At 64.5% G+C, this 25,500-nt stretch carries 24 protein-coding genes; 5 read left to right on the top strand and 19 right to left on the bottom strand.

Going from position 1 to position 25,500, the window contains the following annotated elements:
- Positions 1-6 precede the first annotated feature (6 nt).
- The 9 genes from QCE49_RS26330 to QCE49_RS26290 form a co-directional block, all read right to left on the bottom strand.
- Entirely contained in the window at positions 7-813 is an 807-nt protein-coding gene (locus QCE49_RS26330; RefSeq protein ID WP_008354424.1) for an SDR family oxidoreductase, read from the bottom strand.
- Between the two features lie 26 nt (positions 814-839).
- Positions 840-1,493 carry a GntR family transcriptional regulator gene (locus tag QCE49_RS26325; RefSeq protein WP_175982872.1) on the bottom strand — a complete coding sequence of 218 codons (654 nt, stop codon included), beginning with the start codon at positions 1,491-1,493 and terminating at the stop codon, positions 840-842.
- 198 nt (positions 1,494-1,691) lie between these two features.
- Positions 1,692-2,678 (bottom strand): glycosyltransferase family 2 protein, encoded by a 987-nt coding sequence (locus QCE49_RS26320; RefSeq protein ID WP_250459771.1) that lies wholly within the window; start codon positions 2,676-2,678, stop codon positions 1,692-1,694.
- A 131-nt stretch (positions 2,679-2,809) separates the two neighbouring features.
- Positions 2,810-4,729, bottom strand: coding sequence for a response regulator (locus QCE49_RS26315; protein ID WP_008354421.1), 1,920 nt, complete (start codon positions 4,727-4,729; stop codon positions 2,810-2,812).
- A complete protein-coding gene (locus QCE49_RS26310; RefSeq protein WP_250459732.1) occupies positions 4,726-6,450 on the bottom strand; it encodes an ATP-binding protein in 1,725 nt (574 codons plus the stop codon). Before QCE49_RS26310 ends, QCE49_RS26315 begins: the two co-directional genes overlap by 4 nt.
- Positions 6,447-7,514 (bottom strand): ATP-binding protein/SpoIIE family protein phosphatase, encoded by a 1,068-nt coding sequence (locus tag QCE49_RS26305; RefSeq protein ID WP_309806586.1) that lies wholly within the window; start codon positions 7,512-7,514, stop codon positions 6,447-6,449. The genes QCE49_RS26310 and QCE49_RS26305 overlap by 4 nt, the downstream gene beginning before the upstream one ends.
- Positions 7,499-7,939: an anti-sigma regulatory factor gene (locus tag QCE49_RS26300; RefSeq protein WP_250459730.1), complete on the bottom strand. Its 441-nt coding sequence runs from the start codon at positions 7,937-7,939 to the stop codon at positions 7,499-7,501. The genes QCE49_RS26305 and QCE49_RS26300 overlap by 16 nt, the downstream gene beginning before the upstream one ends.
- A 21-nt stretch (positions 7,940-7,960) precedes the next feature.
- Positions 7,961-8,320, bottom strand: a complete 360-nt coding sequence (locus QCE49_RS26295; RefSeq protein WP_008354417.1) for an STAS domain-containing protein — start codon at positions 8,318-8,320, stop codon at positions 7,961-7,963.
- 62 nt (positions 8,321-8,382) lie between these two features.
- Entirely contained in the window at positions 8,383-9,300 is a 918-nt protein-coding gene (locus QCE49_RS26290; protein WP_008354416.1) for an STAS domain-containing protein, read from the bottom strand.
- 382 nt (positions 9,301-9,682) lie between these two features.
- Between QCE49_RS26290 and QCE49_RS26285 the strand changes: the two genes are divergently transcribed.
- Positions 9,683-11,053, top strand: coding sequence for a nucleobase:cation symporter-2 family protein (locus tag QCE49_RS26285; RefSeq protein ID WP_250459728.1), 1,371 nt, complete (start codon positions 9,683-9,685; stop codon positions 11,051-11,053).
- 535 nt (positions 11,054-11,588) lie between these two features.
- On the top strand, positions 11,589-12,413 hold the full coding sequence (locus QCE49_RS26280) for an alpha/beta hydrolase (RefSeq protein ID WP_250459726.1): 825 nt from the start codon (positions 11,589-11,591) through the stop codon (positions 12,411-12,413).
- Here the strand turns inward: QCE49_RS26280 and QCE49_RS26275 are convergent.
- Together QCE49_RS26275 and QCE49_RS26270 are read right to left on the bottom strand one after the other, a co-directional pair.
- Positions 12,410-13,222: an exodeoxyribonuclease III gene (locus QCE49_RS26275; RefSeq protein WP_175982868.1), complete on the bottom strand. Its 813-nt coding sequence runs from the start codon at positions 13,220-13,222 to the stop codon at positions 12,410-12,412. The genes QCE49_RS26280 and QCE49_RS26275 overlap by 4 nt on opposite strands.
- 68 nt (positions 13,223-13,290) lie before the next feature.
- A complete protein-coding gene (locus QCE49_RS26270; protein WP_008354411.1) occupies positions 13,291-14,295 on the bottom strand; it encodes an aldo/keto reductase in 1,005 nt (334 codons plus the stop codon).
- Between the two features lie 108 nt (positions 14,296-14,403).
- Between QCE49_RS26270 and QCE49_RS26265 the strand changes: the two genes are divergently transcribed.
- Positions 14,404-15,297: a LysR family transcriptional regulator gene (locus QCE49_RS26265; RefSeq protein WP_008354410.1), complete on the top strand. Its 894-nt coding sequence runs from the start codon at positions 14,404-14,406 to the stop codon at positions 15,295-15,297.
- Positions 15,298-15,303: 6 nt separating this feature from the next.
- Here the strand turns inward: QCE49_RS26265 and QCE49_RS26260 are convergent, their stop codons facing one another.
- The 6 genes from QCE49_RS26260 to QCE49_RS26235 form a co-directional block, all read right to left on the bottom strand.
- Positions 15,304-16,182 (bottom strand): ABC transporter permease, encoded by an 879-nt coding sequence (locus QCE49_RS26260; RefSeq protein WP_250459724.1) that lies wholly within the window; start codon positions 16,180-16,182, stop codon positions 15,304-15,306.
- Positions 16,179-17,003, bottom strand: coding sequence for an ABC transporter ATP-binding protein (locus QCE49_RS26255; RefSeq protein ID WP_008354408.1), 825 nt, complete (start codon positions 17,001-17,003; stop codon positions 16,179-16,181). The genes QCE49_RS26260 and QCE49_RS26255 overlap by 4 nt, the downstream gene beginning before the upstream one ends.
- Before the next feature lie 99 nt (positions 17,004-17,102).
- Positions 17,103-18,125 carry an ABC transporter substrate-binding protein gene (locus QCE49_RS26250; protein WP_250459722.1) on the bottom strand — a complete coding sequence of 341 codons (1,023 nt, stop codon included), beginning with the start codon at positions 18,123-18,125 and terminating at the stop codon, positions 17,103-17,105.
- A gap of 29 nt (positions 18,126-18,154) precedes the next feature.
- Positions 18,155-19,051, bottom strand: a complete 897-nt coding sequence (locus tag QCE49_RS26245; RefSeq protein WP_250436125.1) for a TauD/TfdA family dioxygenase — start codon at positions 19,049-19,051, stop codon at positions 18,155-18,157.
- A 113-nt stretch (positions 19,052-19,164) separates the two neighbouring features.
- Positions 19,165-20,343 carry a DNA polymerase IV gene (gene dinB, locus QCE49_RS26240; protein ID WP_250440769.1) on the bottom strand — a complete coding sequence of 393 codons (1,179 nt, stop codon included), beginning with the start codon at positions 20,341-20,343 and terminating at the stop codon, positions 19,165-19,167.
- 82 nt (positions 20,344-20,425) lie between these two features.
- On the bottom strand, positions 20,426-20,791 hold the full coding sequence (locus QCE49_RS26235; RefSeq protein WP_008354403.1) for a hypothetical protein: 366 nt from the start codon (positions 20,789-20,791) through the stop codon (positions 20,426-20,428).
- 279 nt (positions 20,792-21,070) lie between these two features.
- Between QCE49_RS26235 and QCE49_RS26230 the strand changes: the two genes are divergently transcribed.
- Positions 21,071-21,265, top strand: coding sequence for a DUF3563 family protein (locus QCE49_RS26230; RefSeq protein WP_008354402.1), 195 nt, complete (start codon positions 21,071-21,073; stop codon positions 21,263-21,265).
- A 24-nt stretch (positions 21,266-21,289) separates the two neighbouring features.
- On the opposite strand, the gene QCE49_RS26225 is transcribed toward QCE49_RS26230, so the two are convergent.
- Positions 21,290-21,973, bottom strand: a complete 684-nt coding sequence (locus QCE49_RS26225; protein WP_033536934.1) for a response regulator transcription factor — start codon at positions 21,971-21,973, stop codon at positions 21,290-21,292.
- Positions 21,974-22,150: 177 nt separating this feature from the next.
- Positions 22,151-23,500, bottom strand: coding sequence for a HAMP domain-containing sensor histidine kinase (locus QCE49_RS26220; protein WP_250436127.1), 1,350 nt, complete (start codon positions 23,498-23,500; stop codon positions 22,151-22,153).
- 455 nt (positions 23,501-23,955) lie between these two features.
- Between QCE49_RS26220 and QCE49_RS26215 the strand changes: the two genes are divergently transcribed.
- On the top strand, positions 23,956-25,473 hold the full coding sequence (locus QCE49_RS26215) for an MDR family MFS transporter (RefSeq protein WP_008354399.1): 1,518 nt from the start codon (positions 23,956-23,958) through the stop codon (positions 25,471-25,473).
- The last annotated feature ends 27 nt before the right edge of the window (positions 25,474-25,500 follow it).

Genomic DNA, 25,500 nt, shown 5'->3' with positions numbered 1-25,500 from the left:
GTTCTATTAAAGGACTTCGACGTTGCCGCAGACGGAGATCGCCTGTCCCGAGATGCCGCTGCCCGCGGGCGAGCACAGGAAGAGCGCCGTGGCCGCGACTTCCTCGGGCGTCGTCATGCGGCGCAGCGAAATCTTCGCGAGATATTGCTTCTCCATCTCTTCATAGGAGACGTTCAGTTGTTTCGCGCGCGCCGCGATCACGCGCTCGATGCGCGGCCCTTTCACGATGCCCGGCTGGATCGCATTGACGCGAATGTTCGACGGCCCGAGCTCGATAGCCAGGCTCTTCGTCATGCCGACGACGGCCCACTTCGTCGCGGCATAAGGCGTGCGAAACGCGTAGCCGAGCCGTCCCGCCACCGACGACAGCGCGATGATCGCCCCGCCGCCATTCGCGTTGCGCAAGAGCGGCACCGCGCGGCGCGCGAAGTAGAACTGCGCGTTCAGATTCACATCGACGGTCTGTTCCCATTCGTTCGCATCGAGCTCGTCGATGCCGCCCGTCGGCCCCGCGATGCCCGCGTTGTTCACGAGCACATCGAGTCCGCCGAGCTCGCGTTCCACATCGACGAATACGCGCTCGACCGCTTCCTTGTCCGCTACGTCCGCGAGCGTCGACGTGATCGCATTGCACTCCGCGCTCGCTTCGGCTTTCGCCAATGCGTCGATTGCTTCGGGACTCGCATCGCAGACGTGCACGCGCGCGCCTGCATCGATGAACGCGCGCGCTATCACGAGCCCGATGCCCGATGCGCCGCCCGTGATGAGCACGCGCAATCCCGCGTGCGGTTTCAGCATCTGAAGAACCGTCATCCATGTCTCCGTTGTTGTTATGCGTGTCAGGCGCTTGCCTTGTTGCTTAGTTCGCCGCTTTGCAAACGCTCTTGCAGATCGGCGGCCGCATCGCCGATGTCTTCCTCGATGCCGGCGCGCGCGCCTTCGCCATCGCCGCGCCAGAGCGCTTCGACGATATGACGATGCGCCGCCATCGAACGGCGCATATGCGGAATGTCGGGCGCGACGAGATTCAGGAACGGGCCGATGCGCATCCAGAGGTTCTGGATGGTCGCGAGCGTGAGATCGCTCGCGCCGTGCGTGTAAATGGCGATATGAAATTCGAAGTTGCTGCGCAGATACGCGGGCACGTCGCCCGCTTCGACGTGTGCGTCCATCGTGTCGAAGATGGCCTGCAGCGCGTCGAGATGCGCGCGTGTCATGCGCGACGCCGCGCGTTTGGCGACCGCGCCTTCCAGTGCGATGCGAACGTCCCGCAACTCATCGAGGAGTTCGAGCGTCATCGGCGGAACCATCAGCGCGCGGCCGGGACCGTCGATCAATGCGCCTTCCGCCTGCAAGCGCGTGAGCGCGGCGCGCACGGGCATGGTCGACGAGCCGACCGCTTCCGCGACGCTGCGCAAGCTGAGCAACTGCCCAGGCGCGAAGCGGCCCGTCATGATCGCCTGCCTCAATTGCGCATAAACGCGACCGGCCATGGTTTCGCGTGCAACTAATTCGAGCGCGGGTAAGTCCGTCGTCGAGCGTGTCGCCAACTTTTGCCTCCGTTCTTTCGTTCGGCTGCTGCGATGCTTTCGATTGGTGTGACCTGTGATCACACTTGCATGGCTAAAGTGTCGGACGCGTGAGCACGCGAGTCAACCTTGAATTGCTAGGTGAAAACGCGGAGCGACGCCTCAGACCGCTTCGTGCGAAAGACGGGCCGCATCGAGCGCGACGCCGATGGCCGGAGCGGCCAACACGCGGATTGCCTGAAAATGGGACGCATCGAATGCGCCTCGAAAGAAGTCGACCACCGCGACCAAGCGCCTGACGATGAGATCATGAAGCACGGACACGTCTTGCCCGAAGTCCTTCGCGTCGGCAGCAATGAGTCTGTCGACCGCGCGCACGACGGCGAGCAATTCGTCGGTGCCGACTTCCAGGCCGAACCACATGCCAACGATGAGATCGATGTCGCGCGGATCGAGGCTCGGGTACCAGAGCGCCAAAAGACGTTTGCGGAGGCCTTTCATCGCCGGGCCCGCCAGATCTTCCCGGCTTCTGGTGAAACTGGTTCGGTGCGACCTGACCTCGACGAGGACTTCATCGACATTGCCGATCTCGCCGCCGGCCACCATGATCGCGACGAGGTAGTTCAGGTCTTCGGCGCTCGCCATCTGCACGTCGAACCGGATGCGATGCTCGCGGACGAACGAACGGCGCACCATGAGCATTGCGCCGCCGATGGTGTTGAAGCCTTCGAAAAGCCGGGCCTTCAGAGCGCCGTCGCCGAGCGTGCAAAGCCCATAAGTGTCGTTCGCAATACCATCGCCGAACAAGCGCGCATGGCCGCCGCAAGCGGCAAGGCGCGCGCACTCGCGGAAAGCGGCGACTTGCGCGGCGAGCCTCGTCGGCAGCGCCCGGTCGTCCGAGTCGATGCGCGCGATGAACTCGCCGCGCGCCGCGTCGAAACCCGCATTCGAAGCGGCGCTGATGCCCTCGTTCCGGCCGAAGCGTATGAGGCGCACGCGGCTGTCGTCGCCCGCTGCCTGCTGCGCGACGGCGAACGTCTGATCGATCGAGCCATCGTCCACGACGATGAGCTCCCAGTCTTCGAGCGTTTGAGCGCGAATCGAAGCGATTGCTTCGCCGATGAAGGCCTGCGCGTTGAACGCGGGCATGACGACGGTGACGAGCGGTGAGGATGTCATGGGAACCGGAATCCGTTCTGATTTGTTTCCGGCGGAGTGTGCCGCAATCGGCGCGCGATTACGCCATTTCCATCGGCAATTCAGATTTTTCGGCTCCGCCCTCAGGCGAACTTTCCCGACACCGCCCTTTGAATCTCCGCGAACGCCACCGGCTTCACGAGATGATGATCGAAGCCCGCTTCCTTCGAGCGCTGACGATCATGCGCCTGCCCGTATCCCGTCACGGCGATCAGCAAGGCATCGGCGGTTGCGGGACGCGCGCGCATCTCGGCCGCGAGCCGGTATCCGTCCATGCCCGGCAAGCCGATATCGAGCAGCACGATCTGCGGCATGAAGGTGTCGGAGACCGCGAGCGCTTCGGTTGCATCGTGCGCCGTGCGAACGTCGAAGCCGTCGGCCTCGAGCAGCAGCGCCATCGCGGTGGCCGCGTCGACGCTGTCATCGACGAGCAGCACGCGCTTGCCCGCGTTGACGGTCGCGGGCGTTGCCGGCGCGCCTTGCGTGGCCACTTGCGCATCCTTCGCGAGCGGCAGCCACACGACGAACTCGCTGCCCGCCTGCGCCCCCGCCGAGAATGCTTCGATGCGTCCGCCCTGCAACTCGACGAGCGTCTTCGCCAGCGGCAAGCCGATGCCGAGCCCGCCCTCCGATCGTTCGAGCGATGTCTCCGATTGCACGAACAGATCGAAGATGTGCGGCAGCATGTCGGACGCGATGCCGATGCCCTTGTCGCGCACGACGATACGCACCTCATCGCCGAACTGTTCCGTTTCGATGGCGATCTCGCCTTCCTCGACGCTGTACTTCGACGCATTCGACAGCAGATTGCCGAACACCTGCGCGAGCCGCACGCTGTCGCCGACGATGTAGAGCGGCGCATCCGGCAGCTTCACCGTCAACGCGTGCCGCTTTCGTTCGAGCGCGGGCTGCACGGTCTCGATGGCCGCCGCGAGCGCCGCCGCGAGATCGACCGTTTCCTGGCGCAGCGTGATCTTGCCCTGCGTGATGCGCGCAACGTCGAGCAGATCGTCGACGAGCCGGCTCAAATGCCGCACCTGTCTGTCGATGATCGCGCGCACCGTCGCGAAGTGCTGCACGGACGGCTCGCGATCCGGATCGAGCAGATCGACCGCATTGCGGATCGGCGCGAGCGGATTGCGCAATTCATGCGCGAGCATCGCGAGAAACTCGTCCTTGCGGCGGTCCGCTTCGCGCAACAGCAGCTCGGCGGCCTTGCGCTCGGAGATATCGTTGACGATGCCCGCGATGCGATACGGCCGCGCCGGATGACCCGCCGCGCCGTGAACCGGAAACGCGCGCTCCGCGACCCAGCGCGGCCCGCCGCTCGCGCGCACGATGCGATATTCGACCTGATACGGCGTGCCGTTCGCGAGCAGTTGCCGATACGCCTCGGCGACATGATCGCGATCGAGGGGAAGAATGTCGCCGGACCAGTGATCGGGGCCAGGCAGGGGCGCGGGCGCGCCGCCGCCGGTATCGAAGAGATGCGCGTAAGCGGGGCTCACATAGAGCAGTTCGTTGGATGCCGGATCGAGCATCCAGAACACGTCGTCGATATTCCCGGCAAGCTGGCGAAAGCGCTCCTCGCTCTCGCGCAGCGCATTTTCCGCGAGCCGCACGCGCAGCAACGCGCGCACATGCGCGATCAGTTCCGCGGGTTCGACGGGCTCGGTCAAATAGCTATCCGCGCCGCCTTCGAGACCGCGAATGCGATCGAGACTATGCACCGCCGCCGCCGATGTCTGCAGCACGAGCGTGCCCGACGTCTCCGGCGATGCCTTGATCTGCCTGCACACTTCGAGCCCGTTGATGTCGGGCAGCTTCACGTCGAGCAGCACGAGATCGGGCGCTTCGGCGCGCACGCGTTCGAGCGCGGCCGTGCCCGTCGGCGCTTCGATCACGTTGAAGCCCGCGCGCGACAGGATGCGCGTTTTCGCATAGCGCGCGCCGTCGTTGTCGTCGACGTTGAGGATCAGCACCTCGTTCCAGTCGCTTCTCATGATGCTCGTCCCTCGCCCGTCACCGCATCCAGCACGCCCGGCAGCTCGCCACCGCCCGCCGGCTTTTCAACGAACGCGGTCGCGCCCAGCGCCCGCGCTTCATTGCGATCCTCGTCCTCGCCGAGCACCACGATCGGAATGCTGCGCGTCGCGGCCTGCGCGCGCAACGCGGCGAGCCAGATCCACGCTTCCGACGGCGCGGGCCGCACGGCGAGCAGCAACGCGGCGGGCTGCGTGCGCGCGAGCAGGCGGCTCGCTTCGTCGAGCGTCGCGGCGCTCATCGGGCGATACGGCGAAGCGCGCAGCGCGGCCTCGCAGTCGAGCCGCTCGATCGGATTGCTCGCGACGATCAGCACGGCGGGCCGCGTATCGCTCGCGGCGTGATGCGCGGCGTCGACGTCCGCGCCGTAATGCGCGGGAATCGTCGCGCTGAAAGTCGAGCCGCGCCCGGGTTCGCTCGCGAGCGACACATCGCCGCCGAGCAGCTTGCACAGCTTGCGGCACAGCGGCAGGCCGAGGCCCGTACCCTTCACGTATTGCTGAAGGCGGTTTTCGACTTGCCCGAACTCTTCGAAGACGACCTGCTGATGCTCCGGCGCGATGCCGATGCCCGTATCGCTGACGGAAAACGTGATGAGCCGGCGCGCGTCGTCATAGCTCGCCGCGACGCGCACTTCGCCGCGCTCGGTGAACTTGAGCGCATTCGATACGAAGTTGCGCAGCACCTGCGCGACCTTGGCTTCATCGGTATGAATGGGCGGCAGGCCTTCGCACGATTCGAACACGAGTTCCACCGCGCCGCCCGGCGACAGCGGCCGCAACATGCCGCGCAGCGCCGAAAACAGGGTATCAACTTCAAATTCAGCGGGACGCACTTCGATCTTGCCCGCTTCGATCTTCGCGAGATCGAGCAGATCGTCGACCGTTTCCGACAAATCCTCCGCCGCCTTGCGGATGAAGCGCACCTGCTTTTCCTGCTCTTCCGTCAGATCGCCGTCGATACGTTCGAGCAAGAGTTTCGAGAGCGCGCGGATCGACGACAGCGGCGTGCGGAACTCGTGGCTCATGTTCGACAGAAAGCGCGATTTCGATTCGTCCGCGCGGCGCAGATGATCGGCGCGCGCATCCAGCTCCGCATAAAGCGCGACGACGCCGCGATTGGTGTCCTCGAGTTCGCGCGTAAGACGCGTGAGCTCCTCCTGACGTTCGCGCAGATCCGCGAGCGCGGCGATCAGCTCGCGATTCTGGCGCTGCAATTCCGCCGCCGTGTCTTCGCTCGGCTGACGCTCGAGTGCGTTCTTCACCGCCTGCGCATCGCACGGCACGCCATCGGGTAAAGCCTTCGCGAGCGAGATCGAGGTGTCGCCATCGGCTTCGTCGGCGATCGCGCATTGATCCATCAGACGTTGCGCCGCGAGCAGGCCCAGCGCGGCTTGCGAGTCGTCGTGGCGCATGGCGCGCAGACGCTCGCCCGCACCGCCGCCCGCCAGAAAACGCACGACGAAGCGCGGCGGGCGCGCGGCGTTATCGACGAGAAATTCCGCGCGCGCCGCCTGCCCCGCGATTAGCACGGTGCGCGCGGCTTCGAGCACGGACGTGGAAATGCGCGTCTGATCCTGCGGCGAGAAGCCGAGCGCCGCGCTCGCATCGCGCGCCTTCACGCGGACCGCGACGATATCGCGCTCGTGATCGATCCGCATCGTGTAGAGCGGTTGCGTCATCCTGCGCTCCCGGCTGCGCGGGCCACGAACACGGTGATGTCGTCGCGGCCGCGCGCGAAGTCGCGATACAGCACCGCCGCGACGAGCGCCGGGTGCCGCATCGCGAGGCCCGGATAGCGCGCGAGATCCCAGCGCGACGTGAGCCCGTCCGAATGCAGCACGACGAGCGCGTTCGGCGGATACGGCACGTCGAAGATCTGCGCGCGCCGCGCCGCATGCCCGACGATGCCGCTGTGCGAGACGAGATGCTTGTGCGTGCCTTCGGTCCACACGCTCGCCGAAATATTGCCGATGCCCGCGAAGCTCACCGCCATGCCCGGCATCGAGGCGAACGCCGGCATGCGCGCGATGCCGACCGCCGCGCCGCGCGTCGGGCGCAGCGCCTCGTTGGCGGCCTCCATGATGCGATCGAGCGCCTGGTCGCCGTTCGCGGCGAGCGCTTTGGCCGCCTCGATCGCCGCGACATTGGCGAGCGGTCCGTGACCGAGGCCATCGGCGACGAGCACGGTGAATTCGCCGTCATGCGCGTAGACGGACCATGCATCGCCGGATACGGTTCCGGTTTGCAGCGGCAGGTTCACGACGCCGTATGTCAGTTGCGGCGCACGCGTGTTCGCCGCGCCCGGCGCGTTCCAGAACACGGCGCGCAACACCGTGCCGCGTTGCGGCGCGCTCCAGATGTCGAGTTCGTCGGAAAGACGCTCGATCGCGCCCATGCCGTTGCCGGGACTGCCCGCCGTCGTGTAGCCGTCCTCGAAACAGCGATGCAGATCGTAAATGCCCGGCCCGTTGTCGATGCACAGCACTTCGATGCCGTAGCGCAAAGTCGCGCCGGCGCCCCTGTCGACGAGCGGACGCACGAGCAATTCGCCGCGCTGTGCATGCTTCAGCAGATTCGTGCCGCATTCGGTGACGACGATCGCGAGCTCGCCCGCGGCCGTCTCATTGAAACCGAGCCCGCGCGCGAGTTCGCCGATAGAACGCCGCGCATAGGCGATCTGGCTCGCCTCGGCGATCTCGTAGCGCTGCTGCGCGGCCATCGATTCCTTCAGAACGGTTTCCATTTTGTGATCGAGACGTGCGTGCCTTCGCCCGGCGCGGAGCGGATGTCGAATTCGTCGCACAGGCGTTTGGCGCCGCCAAGCCCGAGCCCGAGGCCGCTGCCCGACGTGAATCCGTCGGAGAGCGCGCGCGGGATATCCTGAATGCCCGGACCATTGTCGACGAATTCGAGCTTGAGGCCACGGCGGCCGTTACGCTCGACGAGATAGCAATGCACGTCGCCGCCGCCGCCGTAGATGAGCGTGTTGCGTGCCAGCTCGCTCGCCGCCGTCACGAACTTCGTCTGGTCGATGAGAGACAGGCCCTGCGAGACCGCCTTCTCGCGCACGAACTGGCGCAGCCGCACGATCTGCTCGTCGTTGCGGATCGGCAGCGTGTCGGGCGGCGACGAGGACGTCGGCGCGGCTGTGGAATTGAAGATCGTCATGGAGTCGTGTGCATGCGGCCGTCAGGCCGTGCCGCCCTTCGAAAGGAGCGCCATGCCCTTCTCCACGTTCAGCGCCGTGCGTACGCCCGAAAGCGTGAGGCCGAGTTCGACGAGCGTGATCGCGACCGAAGGCTGCATGCCGACGACGACCGTCTCGGCATCGAGCACGCGCGCCATGGCGGCCGTGTTGCCGATCATGCGTCCGATGAACGAATCGACCACGTCGAGCGAGGAAATGTCGATCAGGACGCCGCGCGCGCCGTCTTTCACGATGCGGCTCGTCAGATCGTCCTGCAGCGCGAGCGCGAGCCGGTCGTGCATGTCGACCTGAATGGTGACGAGCAGGAGCCTGCCCATCGTGAGAATCGGAATGCGTTCCATCGCTTGAAACCCCGTTCAGTCGCGTTGCGTTCGATGCGTGCTTCGAATGGCGAAAGGCTGCGTCATTCCGCTTGCAGCGAATCGAAGCCGTCGCTTGCGCGGCTGCCGCGCGAGGCGTCCTGCGCGGATCCGGCCGTCACCGACTTGCCCGTGCGCTGCAGCGCGACGACGAACGCCGACGCGAGCGTCGCCTTGGTCGTGACGTTCGTGAGATTCACGCCGAGATGAACGATGGTCTGCGCGATCTGCGGACGAATACCGCTGATGATGCAGTCCGCGCCCATCAGACGCGCCGCCGCGACCGTCTTCAGCAAGTGCTGCGCGACGAGCGTATCGACGGTCGGCACGCCGGTGATGTCGATGATCGAAATGGCCGCGCCCGTCTCGACGATCTTCTGCAGCAGGTTTTCCATCACGACTTGCGTGCGCGCCGAATCGAGCGTGCCGATGAGCGGCAGCGCGAGAATGCCGTCCCACAACTGCACGACGGGCGTCGACAGTTCGAGCAGTTCCTGCTGCTGGCGCACGATGACCTGCTCGCGGCTCGCCTGGAACACTTCGGTCGTGAAGAGCCCGAGCTCGTCGAAGAGCGTGCTGATCGTCCAGGTGAGATCGGCGAGCGCGGGGGCATCGTTGACGAGCGTGTCGCGCAAACGCGCGAAGAGCGGCTGCTTGAGCGAGAACACGAACATCGCGGTCTCGACGGGCGTGAAGCCCTGACGCGCACGCTGCGCCGACATTTCCGCGAGAAACGCGCGCACTTCCTGCCATGCGGACGATTTGAAATCGACGCGTTCGGAGGCGCCGAGCGCCGTAACGAGAAGCGACGTGAACTGGCTGAACTGATTGCGCAGTTCCGCCTCGCCGACGAGGCCGCGCCGCGCCGCGATGGCGTGCTGCTGCGCGAACCATTCCGCGAGCAATTGCTCCTGGTTGCTGGTGAACAGTTGGGCAAGCCGCGTTCCGCCGACCATTTCCATGCCGAGATCCCCGTGCGAATGATGTTATTGGGCGCCAAGCCCTGGAAGCTGGATTGTTGCATCGCCGCGAAAGCTATCGAAATAAAGCAACGCGAAGCGCTCGGAATGTAGCACGCCATCCCAAAAATCGACAGTGCGACAAGCCTTGCGGCACAAGGGTTTCGAGGATTCTTCCGTTTGTCGCGATGCGCGCTGCGCCGAATCGGCAAATGCTGCCGTGTGCGCGCGATCGCATGGACAATATCGGTCAAATATCCTGAACAAAGTCAAGCGCGCGTCCGATGCCATGTATAGCGGCCCGAATATTTTTTCGGCCGTCGCGCGGTGCAATACTCGGGCGACCCACTCAACGTCATAGACATTCGAGCTTGCCGGAGCGCACATGGCCCAAACGATTCATCCCGTCGACGAAGTGCTGCCCATCGGTCAGATGCTCGCGGTCGGCATTCAGCACGTACTCGTGATGTACGCGGGCGCGATCGCGGTGCCGCTCATCATCGGCGCGGCGCTGAAGCTGCCGAAGGAGCAGGTCGCGTTTCTGATCAGCTCGGACCTCTTCGCGTGCGGAGTCGTCACGCTGGTGCAGTGCATCGGCGTATGGAAATTCGGCATCCGCCTGCCGGTCATCATGGGCGTGAGCTTCGCGCCGGTCGGGCCGATGGTCGCGATGGCATCATCCGGTGCGGGCCTGCCGGCGATCTTCGGCGCGACCATCGCGGCGGGCGTGTTCGCGGTCCTGATCGCGCCGTTCTTCGGACGGCTGATGCGCTTCTTTCCGCCGATCGTCACGGGCACGATCATTCTGACGATCGGCATGACGCTCTTTCCCGTCGCGATCAACTGGGCGGGCGGCGGACGCGGCGCACCGAATTTCGGCGAGCCGCGCAATCTGATGATCGCGGGCATCGTGCTGCTCGCGATTCTGCTCATCAACAAGTATCTGAAGGGCTTCGTCGCGAATGTTTCGGTGTTGCTCGGCATGGCGATCGGCTTCGTGATCGCGTTGCCGCTCGGCTTCGTCGATTTCGCGGGCGTCGGTCAAGCCGCGTGGTTCGCGCCGGTGCGGCCGTTCGCGTTCGGTATGCCGGTCTTCGATGTCGCGGCGATCGCCTCGCTGTGTCTCGTGATGGTCGTCATCATGGTGGAATCGCTCGGCATGTTCCTCGCGCTCGGCGATCTCGCGATGCGCCCCGTTTCGCGCATCGATGCGACGCGCGGACTGCGCACCGATGGTCTCGGCACGGTGATCGGCGGCATCTTCAATACGTTTCCGCATTCGTCGTTTTCGCAGAACATCGGGCTCGTGGGCATTACGGGCGTCAAAAGCCGCTGGGTGGTCGCGGTGTCGGGCGTGATCCTGATCCTGCTCGGGCTGCTGCCGAAGCTCTCGAATCTGATTGCTTCGATACCGGTGGTCGTGCTCGGCGGCGCGGGCATCGCGATGTTCGGCATGGTCGCGGCGACCGGCGTGAAGATCCTGAGCAAGGTCGATTTCGATAGCAAGAACAACTTGCTCATCATCGCGATCAGTCTCGGCGTGGGCGTGATTCCGCTTGCCGCGCCGGCGTTCTTCGCGCACATGCCGGCGTGGGCGGGACCGCTGACGCATAGCGGAATCACGCTCGCCGCGGTGTTCGCGATTCTGCTCAACGCGCTGTTCAATCGCGAGCGGGAAGCGGAGGACGTGGAGAAGGAGATCGCTGCGGAGATGCCTTTGAGCTTGCGGCAGGGGGATGTGGATGTGCGGGAGTGAGCGAGTTGCCGGAGATCCGGCCGCTGGCGCCACGCAAGCGGCCTGGAATCGCTCGCGCGCAACCGCGCCCTACCTAACCGCAAGGGCTTTGGGCCGGGATGAATTCGAACAGAACCTGGAAGCGCTCCGAATCGGGGACATTTGGAACGGTAGGCCAAATCTCATAGTCGACCTCGATACGCCTCTCTTCGACGCCGAGCGCACGAAGATAGCTAACGACGGATTCAAGGCGCTTTTTTGTGACCGCCGTTCCGTCTCATCGCCTTTTTCAAAATAGCCATAGAGAACAACAATGTCAGTCCGCGCGACGCTGTTGTTAGCGTCGACGAGCGTGCGCGCCAGATCAACTCGATGGCGATTTGACACCGACAAGTTGTCCGCGTCGAATTTGATCGATTGGATCCGCGGAATTCATCTGGGTCATTTTTCTGTCGGTAACAATTCACCGCCCATACATGAAATGTAGGCGCAAGCGCACGCATCCACACGCCGCAACTCCACTACCATACGAGGAACCAACCCGCCGCCGACACCGATGCGCGAAGTCCTCTGGATCGCCCTGCTCGCCATAGCGCTGGTCTACACGATCGCGCTCGCGGGCCTGTATTGGCTGCAAGGAAGGCTCGTCTATCCGCTGGAACAGATCGAAGCCTTCAAGAACGCCGATGTGGAAGCGCGCACCGAAGCAGTCGTCATCAGAACCGATGACGGCCTCGACCTGACCATGCGCTATAAAGCGCCGCCCGGCGACGACGCGCCCACGGTCATCCTCTTTCACGGCAATGGCGAAGACCTTTTCCAGCGCGGTCATGTTGCATTGGAGATGATCGAAGCGGGCTATGGCGTGCTGCTCGCCGAATATCGCGGCTACGGCGGCAATCCCGGCAGGCCGCACGAAGCCGGCCTTTACGCCGATGCGCGCGCCGCCTACGCCTACGCCGCGGCGCGTTCACGCAACATCGTGCTGCACGGTTATTCGCTCGGCTCGGGTGTCGCCGTGCAGCTTGCAAGCGTCGCGAAGATCCATGCGCTGATGCTCGAAGCGCCGTTCACGAGCATCGTCGATGTCGCCGCGAAACGCTTCCGGCTCTTTCCTGTGCGGCTGCTCGCACGCGATCGCTACGAAAGCCTCGCGAAAATCGCATCGATCGATGCGCCGCTCTTGATCTACGGCGGCACGAAAGACGGCGTGATTCCGCCCGAACACTTCCAGCGTCTCTTCGATGCAGCACGCGGCGACAAGCGTCTCGCGCTCATCGAAGACGCCGATCATCTCGACGTTTGGACGATGGGCGGCCGCGAACACGCGATGCAATTCCTCGCGTCGCTGCAACCGACGCGCGACACGCTGCAAGCCTAAGCCGATTTCTTGCGCGTGCGCCCGAGCTTGAGCGTGACCCACGCCGGCGCATGATCGCTCGCATGCGGCTCGCCGCGCACCCATTTGTCGACGCCCGCCGCCTCCAGCTTCTTCGCGAGATCCTTGCTAAGAAGGATGTGATCGATGCGCAAGCCCGAATTCGTCTGCCAATGATTGCGGAAGTAATCCCAGAACGTATAGATGCGCTCATCGGGAAACTTCTGCTTCAGCGCATCGGTCCAGCCTTGCGCGAGCAAAGCCGCGTAGGCCGCGCGGCTCTCCGGCTGCAACAGCGCGTCCTTCAGCCACGAGCGCGTGTTGTAGATGTCGTCATCGGTCGGCACGACGTTGTAATCGCCCGCGAGCACGACGGGATGTCCGCTATCGAGCAACATCTTCGCATGCGCATTGAAGCGCGCGAACCATTCGAGCTTGTAATCGAACTTCGGGCCGGGCTGCGGATTGCCGTTCGGAAGATAAAGACAGCCGATCAGCAAGCCGCCCACGGCCGCCTCGATATACCGGCTATGCGTATCGTCTTCGTAACCCGGCAGCCCGCGCCGGCTCAGCACCGGCTCCGCGTCTTTCGCGAGAATCGCCACGCCGTTCCACGATTGCTGCCCATGCCATAGCGCGCCGTAGCCCGCGTTCGCGATCGCGTCGGCGGGAAACTGCGCGTCGGTCGCTTTCAGTTCCTGCAGGCAGACGATATCGGGCGATTCGCGTTCGAGCCATGTCAGCAAGGCGTCGAGCCGCGGACGGATGCCGTTGATGTTGAAGGTCGCGATTTTCACTCGGCGTCTCTCCATCGGTGGATCGGGATCGATGCTACACGCGTCGCAGTTTGCGTGCCGCGTCGCGAACCACGCCGGGAGATTCAGCGCTTCTCGCTGTCGAGATGCGCCATCTGCACGGCCTCGTAGCGATCGCCCGCCGCCGCGCCCTTCGGCACCGCCGCTTCGATCGCGGCGAGGTCATCCTTCGTGAGCGCGACATCGAGCGCCCCGAGCGATTCCGTCAGCCGGTCGCGACGGCGCGCGCCGACGACAGGCACGATGTCATCGCCCTGCGCGAGCACCCACGCGATCGCGATCTGCGCGACGCTCACGCCTTTTGCATCGGCGATCTTGCGCAACGCATCGACGAGCGCGAGATTGCGTTCGACGTTGCCTTGCTGAAAGCGCGGACTGTTCGCGCGCCAGTCGCCGGATTGCGCGGCGTCGCGGCTCCAGTGTCCGCTGATGAGTCCGCGCGACAGCACGCCGTACGCCGTGATGCCGATGCCGAGTTCGCGGCATGCCGGAAGAATCGATTCCTCGAGGCCGCGCGAAATCAGCGAGTATTCGATCTGCAGATCGCACACCGCATGCACGGCGGCGGCACGGCGAATCGTGTCCGCGCCGACTTCCGACAATCCGACGTGGCGCACATAGCCCGCGTCGATCATCTCGGCGATCGCGCCGACGGTGTCTTCGACCGGCACGTTCGCATCGAGGCGCGCGGGCCGATAAATGTCGATATGTTCGACGCCGAGCCGCTGCAATGTATACGCGAGCGAATTCTTCACGGCGACGGGCCGTCCATCGAACGCGATGAACCGGCCGGCCGGATCGCGCATGCCGCCGAATTTCACGCTGAGAATCGCCGCATCGCGGCGTGAAGGCGGCGCGCTTCTCAACGCTTCGCCGATCAGCATTTCGTTGTGCCCCATGCCGTAGAAGTCGCCGGTGTCGAGCAGCGTCACGCCCGCTTCGAGGGCCGCGTGTATCGTCGCGATGCTCTCCGCGCGATCCGACGGCCCGTACATGCCCGACATGCCCATGCATCCGAGGCCGATCGCCGACGATTGCGGTCCGTTCTTTCCGAGCTTGCGTTGTTCCATGTTCGTTCTCTCCTTGAAGAATGGAGACGATTATGGGAGCAAACCTCGCGTGCGATAATCCGCCTCAATCCGAATGGGCTGTGCGCCTCAGCGAACAATGGGTGAGAGATGAGCGAACCGGATTTGTCGGATCTTCACGCGTTTCTGGCCGTCGCGCGGTCGCGTGGCTTCAGGCAGGCGGCGCTGTTGCGCGGCGTGTCGGCGTCGTCGCTGAGCGAGGCCATACGCAGGCTCGAAACGCGTCTGGGCGTGCGGCTTTTGAATCGCACGACGCGCAGCGTCACGCCGACCGAAGCGGGCGAGCGGCTCATCGAACGCCTCGGGCCCGCGTTCGCGGAAATCGCGGGCGCGCTCGATGCCGTCAACGGCTTTCGCGACAGCCCGACCGGCACGTTGCGCCTGAACGTCCCGCGCATCGTGTCACGCGAGATCCTGCCGCCAATCGTCGCGCGTTTTCTGACGGCGCATCCGGGCATCAAGCTGGAGATCAGCGCAACCGATACCTTCATCGACGTGCTCGCCGCCGGTTTCGATGCGGGCATCCGTTATGACGAGCGCATCGAGCGCGACATGATCGCCGTGCCGATCGGGCCGCGCACGCAACGCTTCGTCGCGGTGGCGTCGCCGGCCTATCTCGCGGCGCACGGCGAGCCGAAGCATCCGCGCGAACTCGTGAATCACGCGTGCATCGGGCATCGTTTCGATAGCGGCGTGCTGGCCGTGTGGGAATTCATGCGCGGCAAGGAAACGATACGCATCGCGCCGGAAGGACCGCTCGTCACGTCGTCGATCGAGATCAGCCGAAGCGCGGCCATCGCGGGATTGGGCCTCGTCTATACGTTCGACGAGTTCGTGCGCGCAGCCATCGACGATGGCGCGCTCGTGCCCGTGCTCAAACCGTGGTGGCAGAGTTTCACCGGGCCGCGTCTCTATTATCCGAGCCGCGCGCACATGCCGGGGCCGTTGCGCGCGTTCATCGACTTCATTCGCGCGGGGAATTGAGCGCGCTCATTGCTGCACGCCCCAGCGGCGCACGGTCACGCGCTCGATCGTATCGAAGACGAGATGCTCCACAGCAAGGCCGATCACGATGACCGCAGCCAGTCCCGCGAACACGCGGTCCGTGTAAAGCTCGTTGCGGTTCTGGAAGATGTACCAGCCGAGCCCGCCCTTGCCCGAGCTCGCGCCGAACACGAGCTCCGCCGCAATCAGCGTGCGCCACGCGAAGGCCCAGCCCACGCGCAAGCCCGCGAGAATCGAAGGCAACGCGGCGGGCACCAGAATCAGCATCACATGGCGCATGCCGTCGAGACCGTAGTTGCGGCCCGTCATGCGCAAGGTCGTCGGCACGGCCTGAAAGCCCGCATACGTGTTGAGCGCGAGCGGCCACAACACCGAATGCACGAGCACGAAAAGCAGGCTTCCGGTGCCGAGGCCGAACCACAGCAACGCGAGCGGCAACAGCGCGATGGAAGGCAGCGGATTGAACATCGCGGTGAGCATCGAAAGGATGTCGCGGCCGATGCGCGTCGAGACCGCAAGCGATGTCAGCGCGAACGCGAGCGCCGCGCCGAGCGCATAGCCGCGCAGCAGTACCGACATCGAAATGCCGATCTTCTCGATGAGTTCGCCCGACGCGATGCCCTGCACGAATGCGACGAAGGTCGCGCTGAACGTGGGCAACAGCAGATCGTTATCGACGGCGCGTGCGGCGATTTCCCACAACGCGATCAGCACGAGCGCGATGATCGACTTGCGCAGCCACGCACGATCCGCTAGCCGCTTCGACAGCGGCAACGGCGCTTCATGTTCGACGGCGACGCTCGCGGCAGGCGCGATTTCATACTCGGGCCGCACGGGCGGCACGATCAGATGCGGCGTGCTCATTGCGCGCGCTCCTCTTCGAACAACAGACGATGAATGCGCGCGACGCTCTGCTGAAACTCGCCGCGACCCAGGCTGTCCTGCGTGTATTGATGACTGTTGAGCTCGGCGCGCACGCGTCCCGGATGCGGCGTCAGCAGCAGAATGCGATTGCCGACGATCAGCGCTTCCTCGATCGAGTGGGTGACGAACAACAGCGTGAATCGCTCGTCGCTCCAGAGGCGCAAGAGCTCTTCCTGCATGCGGCGTCGCGTGAGCGCATCGAGTGCGGCGAAGGGCTCGTCCATCAGCAGCACGCGCGGCTGCATCGCGAGGGCGCGTGCAATGGCGACGCGCTGCTTCATGCCGCCCGACAGCGTATGCGGATACGCATCGGCGAATTTGGCGAGACCGACCTTGTCGAGATAATGCAGCGCGCGTTCGCGAGCTTCGGCGCGGCCGAGCTTGCGCGCGACGCGCAGCGGAAAGGCGACGTTCTGCACGACGGTCTTCCACGGCGGCAACTGATCGAACTCCTGAAACACGACGATGCGATCCGCGCCCGGCCCCCGCACACGTTCACCGCCGATTTCGATGCTGCCTCCAACCGGCTCGATGAAGCCCGCAACGGCCTTGAGCAAGGTCGACTTGCCGCAGCCCGAAGGCCCGAGCAGCACGAAGCGGTCGGCGCCGTAGACATCGAAGCTGACATCGTGCGTCGCGCGAACGAGCCGCTCCGGCGTGCGGTATTCGAGCGTGACGTTCTTCGCGCTGAGAAGCTTGCCGCTCGTCGCAGCCTCACGATCGGCTTCGTGCGAATAAAGCGCTTGGGGATTGGCGGCCATGTTCATCTGCCCGATTGCAAACGATCACGATACCGGCGCGCTGCGCTCGAGCGAACCAATCATTGCGCATATCGAATCCGCAATCGCCGATAAGCGGCGTCAGCTTCCGTCTTTCGTCGCGGGATCGGTGAAGAAGTAATCCTGCCACGACTTCGGCTCGTTCTTGATGACGCCGACGCGATGCATGAACTGCGCGAGCCCGAACGTGTTTTGCGGCGCGACCTTGAATTGCACCGACGGATCCTCGATCACCTTGATAAGCAGATCGCGGTCGATCTTCGCGTTGTTCACGCGCAGATAGATATCGGCGGCTTGTTCCGGATGTTGGGTGATATAGCGCGCGGCATCGGCAAGACCGGCGACAAACGCGCGATACGTCTTCGGATTCTCGTTGCGGAATTTCTCGGTCGCGTAGAGCACCGTCGCGGAACTGGGGCCGCCGAGCACATCGTATGAATTGAGCACGATATGCGCTTTTGGATTGCCCGCGAGTTCCTGCTGCTGGAACGGCGGATTGCCGAAGTGCGCGTTGATCTCCGTGCCGCCCGCGATGAGCGCCGCGGCTGCGTCCGGATGCGGCACCGCTTGCGTGAGCTTGTCGAGGCGGTTGTATTCCTTGTCGCCCCATTGCTTCGCCGCCGCGTATTGCAGGACGCGCGATTGCACCGACACGCCGACTGCCGGCACCGCGATGCGATCCTTGTCGGTGAAATCGGCGATGGTTTTTACGCGCGGATCGTTCGATACGAGGTAATACGGGAAGTTGCCGAGCGACGCGACGCCCTTCACGTTTTGCCGTCCGTGCGTGCGGTCCCAGATCGTCAGCAACGGGCCGACGCCCGCCGCGGCGATATCGACCGAGCCGGACAACAGCGCATCGTTGACGCTCGATCCGCCCGACAGCTTCGCCCAGTCGACCTTGATATCGAGCCCTTCCTTCTTGCCTTCCTGCTCGATGAACTTCTGGTCGCGCGCGACATTGAGCAGCAGATACACGACGCCGAATTGCTCGGCGATGCGCAACGTGCCTTCGGCATGCGCGCTCGCCGACGTGACGCCGATCGCGAGCGAAAGCGCCGCGACGAGCGCGCGTGCGCCGCCCTTCCCGGTTCGAGAATGCATCGATGAAACCCCGTAAAAATAGTGGCTTTTTAGAAAGGCGCGTCGCCTTCGATGGTCGTGCGATAGAGCTTGCGGCGCTGATCGTCGGGCGTGCCGGCGGCGAGATGCATCACCGAGCGGTTGTCCCAGAAGACCATGTCGCGTTCGCGCCATTGATGGCGATAGACGAACTCGCTTTGCGTGCTATGCGCGAAGAGTTCCGCGAGCAAGGCGCGGCTTTCGTCTTCCGGCAGACCGATGATGCGCGTCGTGAAATGCTCGCTCACGAAGAGCGCGCGACGCTTGGTTTCCGGATGCGTCCGCACGATCGGATGCGTCACCGGCTTGACTTGCGCGATCTGCTCCGCCGACAGATTCGGACGCCACGGACTGCGCTTTTGCAGCTCGCCGTATTTGGCGAGATAGGTGTGTTCGGCGACGCGGCCTTCGACTGCATCGCGCAGATGCGCGGGCAGCGTGTCCCACGCGAGATGCTGATTCGCGAACAGCGTGTCGCCGCCGGTCGCGGGCAATTCCTGCGCGTGCAGCATCGAGCCGAGACTCGGCTTGTCCTTGTACGAAAGATCGGAATGCCAGAAATGACCCGCATCGCCGAGACCGATCGGCTTGCCGTTCTCGACGATGTTCGACACGATCAGCACTTCCGGATGCCCCCCGAGCCCGAACTGATGCAGCACGTGAATCTGCAGCGGACCGAAGCGCTTGCTGAACGCGACCTGTTCGTCGGGCGTGATGCGCTGATCGCGAAACACGAGAACGTGATGATCCAGATGCGCGCGATGGATGCGCGCGAAATCGGCTTGTGACAATGGCTTCGACAGATCGAGCCCGATGACTTCCGCGCCGAGCGGCGCATCGAACGGGCGAATCTCGATGGATTGATCGGCGGCAGCGTGCTCGGCAATGGGGGCAGTGAGAATCGTCACGTCGGACTAATGGCAATCGATAGCTTGGGGAAGCGATCAATCTAACGCGCGGCGATTCGCGCGGCAACGAAGCATCTGCGATTACGTTATGCGCCTATGAAATAAGGCGCGCTTCAGTCGCCGGCGATATCGAACGGCAATTCGACCTGCACCGGCTCGACGAAGCCGCTTTCGTCGCGCCCGGCGAGCGCGCTGACGCGTACGCCGAGCAGACGGATGCGGCGATCGAGCACGATGCGCTTCAGGCATTCGGTCGCGGCGCGGCGAATCTCGACGGGATCGGCGGTCGCGACGGGCACGGTCAGATCGCGCGTCACGGTGCGGAAGTCGTCGAAGCGCAGCTTGATGCCGACCGTGCGCCCGACGTAGCCCTTGCGCTGCAAGTCTTCGGCGACGCGCGTGCACAGCCCCGTGAACTCGGCGGAAAGCGTCGCGCGATCCTGCTTCGGATGAAAGTCCCGCTCGAAGGTCGTCTCGCGGCTCATCGACTTGGGCGTCGAAGTGACGACGACAGGCCGCTCGTCCTGCCCCTGCGCGATGCGCGCGAGCCAGGCGGCGTACGTGTGGCCGAAATGCGTCTGCAGGAAACCGGGATCGGCGGCGGCAATATCGCCCACGGTCACGATGCCGAGCGCCGCGAGCTTCTCGTTCGCCTTCGGTCCGATGCCGTTCACCTTGCGCGCGGCGAGCGGCCAGATGCGCGTTGGCAGATCGTCCATCGTGAGGATGGTGAGACCGTCGGGCTTGTCGAGTTCGGAGCCGATCTTCGCGAGCAGCTTGTTCGGCGCGATGCAGATCGAGCAGGTGAGGCCCGTCGCGTCGTGCACGGCGTCCTTCATGCGCTGGCCGATCTCGGCGGATTCGCCGGGTAGATCGCTGACATCGATATAAATTTCGTCGATGCCGCGATTCTCGATCTGCGTGGTGAACGTCGCGACGGCCGCCTTGAAAAGCCGCGAATAATGGCGATAGGACTCGAAATCGGTCGGCAGAAGAATTGCGTCGGGCGCGAGCTGGGCGGCTTTCATCATGCCCATCGCGGAAAAGACGCCGAACTTGCGCGCCTCGTAGGTAGACGTGGTGACGACGCCGCGACCCGCGTAATCGCGCAGACGCTTGAAGCGGCGCCTGCCGTCGGGCAACGTTTCAGGCGTGGCGCTGCGCCCGCCGCCGACCACGACGGGCATGCCGCGCAATTCCGGATAACGCAGAAGTTCGACCGACGCGAAGAAGGCGTCCATGTCGAGATGCGCGATGCGGCGCGGTGCGGATGTGAAGGACAGCGCGTCCATCGCGGCGACGAGAGCAGAAAAATGGCTTACTGTACATCCATACAGGTGTTCGCGCTAGAGGCCGCCCGTCGCGATGGCCGGCTCATTCCGGCGTGCGCTTTTCCGCGAGCGCGCGGCGGCAATCGTCGAAAACCTGCCGCACGACATCCGATTGATAGTTGAGGTCTTCGCTATCGAGAATTTCCTCGACGGCGTCGCGGGCCCAGTCGGCTTCGAGCATCGCGCAATGCTGCGTGGCGATGTCGCGGGCGATGGCCGCGAGCTTCGCGACCGTCAGCCAGTCCGCGAGCCGCTGATGACGGTCGAGCCACTTGTGCGCGGCCTGTACGTGAAACGAGGCCGCCGGCCAGTCGCCATTGAGGTAATACGCGCCGAGACTGCCGCATGTGAGCCAGCACAGCAACTCGACGCGGTCGCGGGCACTGAGGGTACGAGACACATCGTTCATGGCGGCCTTCACGAGAGACGATCGACGAATGCGAACAGCGCACAGTTCCGTATGAAACCCCTATTAAAACAAGATAGCACGGGATGGTGCGGCGCGGCAGTGCCTTCCCGCAGCGTGATCCGCGTCACGGTGCGTTGGCGAACGCTTCGTCATGCGAAGAGCAGCATCGCGCATGCCGCGAGTCGCTGCTTCGCGCTCTCATTCGCTGCTAATTCAGCGCGCATAACCTGCTTTCGTCGGCCCCACTCATCGGCCTGCATTCAACGACGGGAGCACATCATGTTTGAACGTCTCACTCACTCCATCGACCATCTCTTTTCGATCCGCACCGCGCAGGAAGCCCGCGACGACTATCTCGCATCGTCGAGCGATCTCGCGGATCTCGAACGGCGCATGCGTCAGATCGAAACGCAGGATCACGACTACAGCATGTATTTTTGCGGCGCGCTCGGCCGTCGATACGACGAGCATTGACCCGCGCCGCCGATGTCGCGCGCGCTATTTCGTTTCCTCGCGGCCGGCCTGGCCGAGCATCACCGTCCAGCCGAGGCCGCGCACGTTGCGGATCACGCCCGCGCCGAATTTCTTGCGCACCGAATGGATCAGCACGTCGACCGCGTTGCTCTCCACTTCCTTGCCCCAGCCGTAGAGACGGTCTTCGAGTTGATCGCGCGAGAAGATCGTGCCGGGACGTTCGAGCAGCGCGTGCATCAGCGCGAATTCACGCGCGGACAGCACGCCCGACGTCTCTCCGCACGTAAGCGTACGCTGATCGAGATTGAGGCAGAGCGAATCGTCGCCGAGGCGCGAGACCGCGTAGCCCGCCTTGCGGCGCAGCACCGCGCGGATGCGCGCCAGCAGTTCGGGCATGTCGAAGGGCTTGAGCAGATAGTCGTCGGCGCCGAGATCGAGGCCCTGGACGCGTGTGTCGAGATCGTCGCGCGCGGTGAGGATCAGCACCGGCGTCGCGTTGCCGGACGTGCGCGCCTGCCGCAAGAGTTCGATGCCCGTCATGCCCGGCAAGCCGAGATCGAGCAGCACGACGGTGTACTCGGCGGCGTTGATCGCCTCGCGGCCCGCGTTGCCGTCGCGGACCCAATCGACGGCGTAATCGGCGTCCTTGAGCGCACGCATCAGGCTCGTGCCGATCTGCACGTCGTCTTCGATCAGAAGAATTCGCATGTTCCACCCCGCGTCCCGCGAGAATGGCGCGCGCCACGCGCCCGGAATGCGGCCCGAAGGATCTGGGAAAACGGAAAACGCACGACCGGTCATTTTGAGTGTTCTACTGACCGGCGACGATCGCTTCGCGCCACGCAGCGAATGCATTGTAATCGGCGGAAAACAGCGCGCAAAACACTAAAGGTTCAACGCGGGCGATGGCACGCTTTCGCTCACTTCCTCGACCGGAAAACCGATCGAAGCGACGATGCCCGAGCGCCCGTCGCTGCGATTTTTGAGCGTCACGTCGCCGCCGTAACGCGCGGCAATCGCCTTCACGATCGACAGCCCCAGCCCGCTGCCCTCGATGTCCGGATTCGCGCGGAAAAAGCGGTCGAACACGCGCGGCAGCAACGCTTCGTCGATGCCCGGCCCCGTGTCGACGACATCGATCCAGACCATGTCGCCATCGCGCCGCGTGCGCAGGTCGATGGTGCCGCCATCGGGCGTATAGCGCACCGCGTTCGACACGAGATTCTTCACCGCCATGCCGATGTCGGTTTCCACCGCGCGCACGTGCGCGTTCACCATTTCCTCCGCGCCGATATCCATGCCGCGCGACAAGGCGATCGGCAGCACGTCGGCGACGGCGGCCGTGACCACGTCCGCGATGTTCACGCGCGCGAGCGGCGCGCCGTTCATCGGCGCATCGGCGCGCGCCATCCGCAAGAGTTGCGTAATCAGCTTGCCGCTGCGCGCGATGCCCTTGCGCAACTCCTGAAAGCGCTCCTGATTGCCGGGATAGATATGCGGCGCGAGATTGTCGGCCTGAAGCTGCAGCGCGGTGAGCGGCGTGCGCAATTCGTGCGCGGCATCGGCGATGAACTTGCGCTCCTTCTCGATCGATGTCGCGAGGCGCTCGATCATCGTGTTGATCGAATGGATGAAGGGCGCGATTTCCGTGGGCACGCCGACGGTCGGCAGCGGCTGCAGATGACCCATGTCGATGGCGCGGACTTCCTCGCCCAGCTCGTTCAACTGACGCAGCGAGCGCCGCACGACGAGCGCGACCGCGATCCACACGAGCGGCAAAAGCACCGCGATCGGCCAGAGCGTTTGCGTCGCGGCTTCCTGCGTGATTTCGCGCCGGATCGACGAGCGCTGCGCGACCTGGATCGTCATCGTCGGCTCCTGGCGCGTGAACATGCGCCAATGCTCGCCGTTGACGTCGACGCCGGAAAAACCCGGCTGCGCGTCGCGCGGAAAGTGCAGCGACGGGTCGGTCGTGCGGAAAGGCAGCGCCTCGCCCGGCTTCCACACCACGGCGACGACATCGCGCTCGTCCTGCGTGCCGCGTGCGGGATTTTTCGGCAGGCTGTCGGCGAGTCCGTCGCGCAGACGCGCCGCCACTTGTTCGAGCCGCATGTCGAGCAGCGCGCTCATGCCGGTCTTGCTCAACTGATACGAACTCACGCCCTGCACGACGCCGATCACGCTGACGAGCAGCCCGAGCGCGAGCACCAGCTGATTCTTCAGTGATTTGATCATGCGAGTCCGCCGCTTCGGAAGGGAACGGGGCAAAGCTGCAGCCCGTTCGATTTTAGGCGACATTCCCGGGGATTTAGGTCTGAAAGACGACATGTGCGTGGCAGATGCGCGTAAGCGCGGAAAAAAATGCGCCGGTCCGAATCACGGCCGGCGCCAAGGGCTGAGGAGAATACGTGAAACGGGCCGCCGGATTGCTCGGGGAAGCATGCTGCCCGTCCACGTACAGAAGGTAGGCCCGAAGAATTAGCGTTGAATGAGCGCGCAAATGCGCATCGAGCAGCGATTCGCGCGGCGGGATAACATTGCATCCGGCGCTTTTTCATCGGCGACATTGCTTCGGCTGCAAGGAATCCGCAAGCCGGGGCGTCGCCGCCGCATCTTCATTTTTCGAGCATGGCCCGTCTGCGCGCATGGTTGTCTCGTACGCGCGGCGGGCGATATGCCTTCCTGCCCGCATGTCACAGAACAGCAAAACCGTCCGTCCCCTCGTCATCGGCGCGGTGATGGCCTCGATGGCCATGGTCGCGATCGAAGCCACCATCGTCTCCACCGCGATGCCGCAAATCGCGACGCAGCTCGGGGGCCTCAATCTGTATAGCTGGGTGTTCTCGTCGTTCCTGCTCACGCAGACGGCGCTCACGGTCGTGTTCGGCAAGCTCGCCGATCTCTACGGCCGCAAGCCGGCGATCCTCGCGGGCATCGCGATCTTTCTGATCGGCTCGGTGCTCGCGGGCTTCGCGTGGTCGATGCCCGCGATGATCGTCTTCCGGCTGATTCAGGGCGTCGGCGCGGGCGCGATCCTGCCGGTCGCGCTGACGGTCGTCGGCGATCTCTATCCGGCGCGCGAGCGCGGCAAGGTGCAGGGTTATCTCGCGAGCGTGTGGGCCGTGTCCGCCGTGCTCGGGCCGATGGTGGGCGGCCTGCTGATTCGCCAGTTCTCGTGGGCGTGGATCTTCTGGATCAACGTGCCGATCGGCATACTGGCCGCGCTGCTTTTCACGCTCTTTCTGCACGAGGAAAAGCGCCACGACCGTCCGGCGATCGATCTCGCGGGCGCGTTCTTCTTCACCGCCGCCGTCGCCGCGCTGATGATGGCGCTCACCGACGCCGGCCACGCGAGCAATGCGCGCGTCGGCGTGGAGATCGGCGTGTTCGTGCTCGCGATCGTGTGCTTCGTGATTCAGGAGCGCCGCGCCGCCGATCCGATGATCTCGTTCAGGCTGTGGTCGCATCGGCCGATTGCCGCGAGCAACGTCGCGACGGTCCTCGCCGGCATGGCGATGATGGGCCTCACGACTTTCCTGCCGATGTACGTGCAGGGCGTGATGCATCGCACGCCGGTGGAAGCGGGCCTCGCGCTCACGATGATGATGATCGGCTGGCCGAGCGGCGCCACTTTCACGTCGCGCGCGTTCAGCCGCATCGGCCTGAGGCGTCTGTTGATGATCGGCCCGGTCTTCATTCCGCTGGGCGCGTTGCCGTTCGTGCTGCTCGGTCCGCAATCGAGCCCGGTCTGGGCGGGCGTCGGCTCGGCGGTGCTGGGCTTCGGCATGGGCATCACAAGCGTGTCCTGCCTCATCCTGATACAGGAAATCGTGCAGCCGATGGAACGCGGCAGCGCGACGGCATCGAACCTCTTTTCGCGCAACCTCGGCAATACGCTCGGTGCAGCCGTGTTCGGCGCGGTGCAGAACTACGGCCTCACGCACACGGCCGGCCTGCCGCCCGTTCATGCGGATCAGCTGAAGCAACTGCTGTCGTCCGTGCCCGGCGACTTCGCGATGAACAACGAGATTCGCCTCGTGCTGCACCATTCGCTGCATCTGACCTTCACGGCGATGTTCGTGATCGCGCTAGGCACCGTGATTTCGATGCTGTTCATGCCGAAGATCGACATCGGGCGCGCGAAGGGCACGGTCGAGACGGTCGGCGCGGCCGATGCGAAAAACGCCGCAAATCAGGCGTTTCATTGAACGCGCCGCGTCCCGCCGAGACGACCG

Source organism: Caballeronia sp. LZ008 (assembly GCF_031451435.1).
In the GTDB taxonomy this organism is placed as follows: Bacteria; Pseudomonadota; Gammaproteobacteria; order Burkholderiales; family Burkholderiaceae; genus Caballeronia; species Caballeronia zhejiangensis.
The sequence above is the reverse complement of the archived record's forward strand: the minus strand, read 5'-3'. Positions and strand labels throughout refer to the sequence as shown.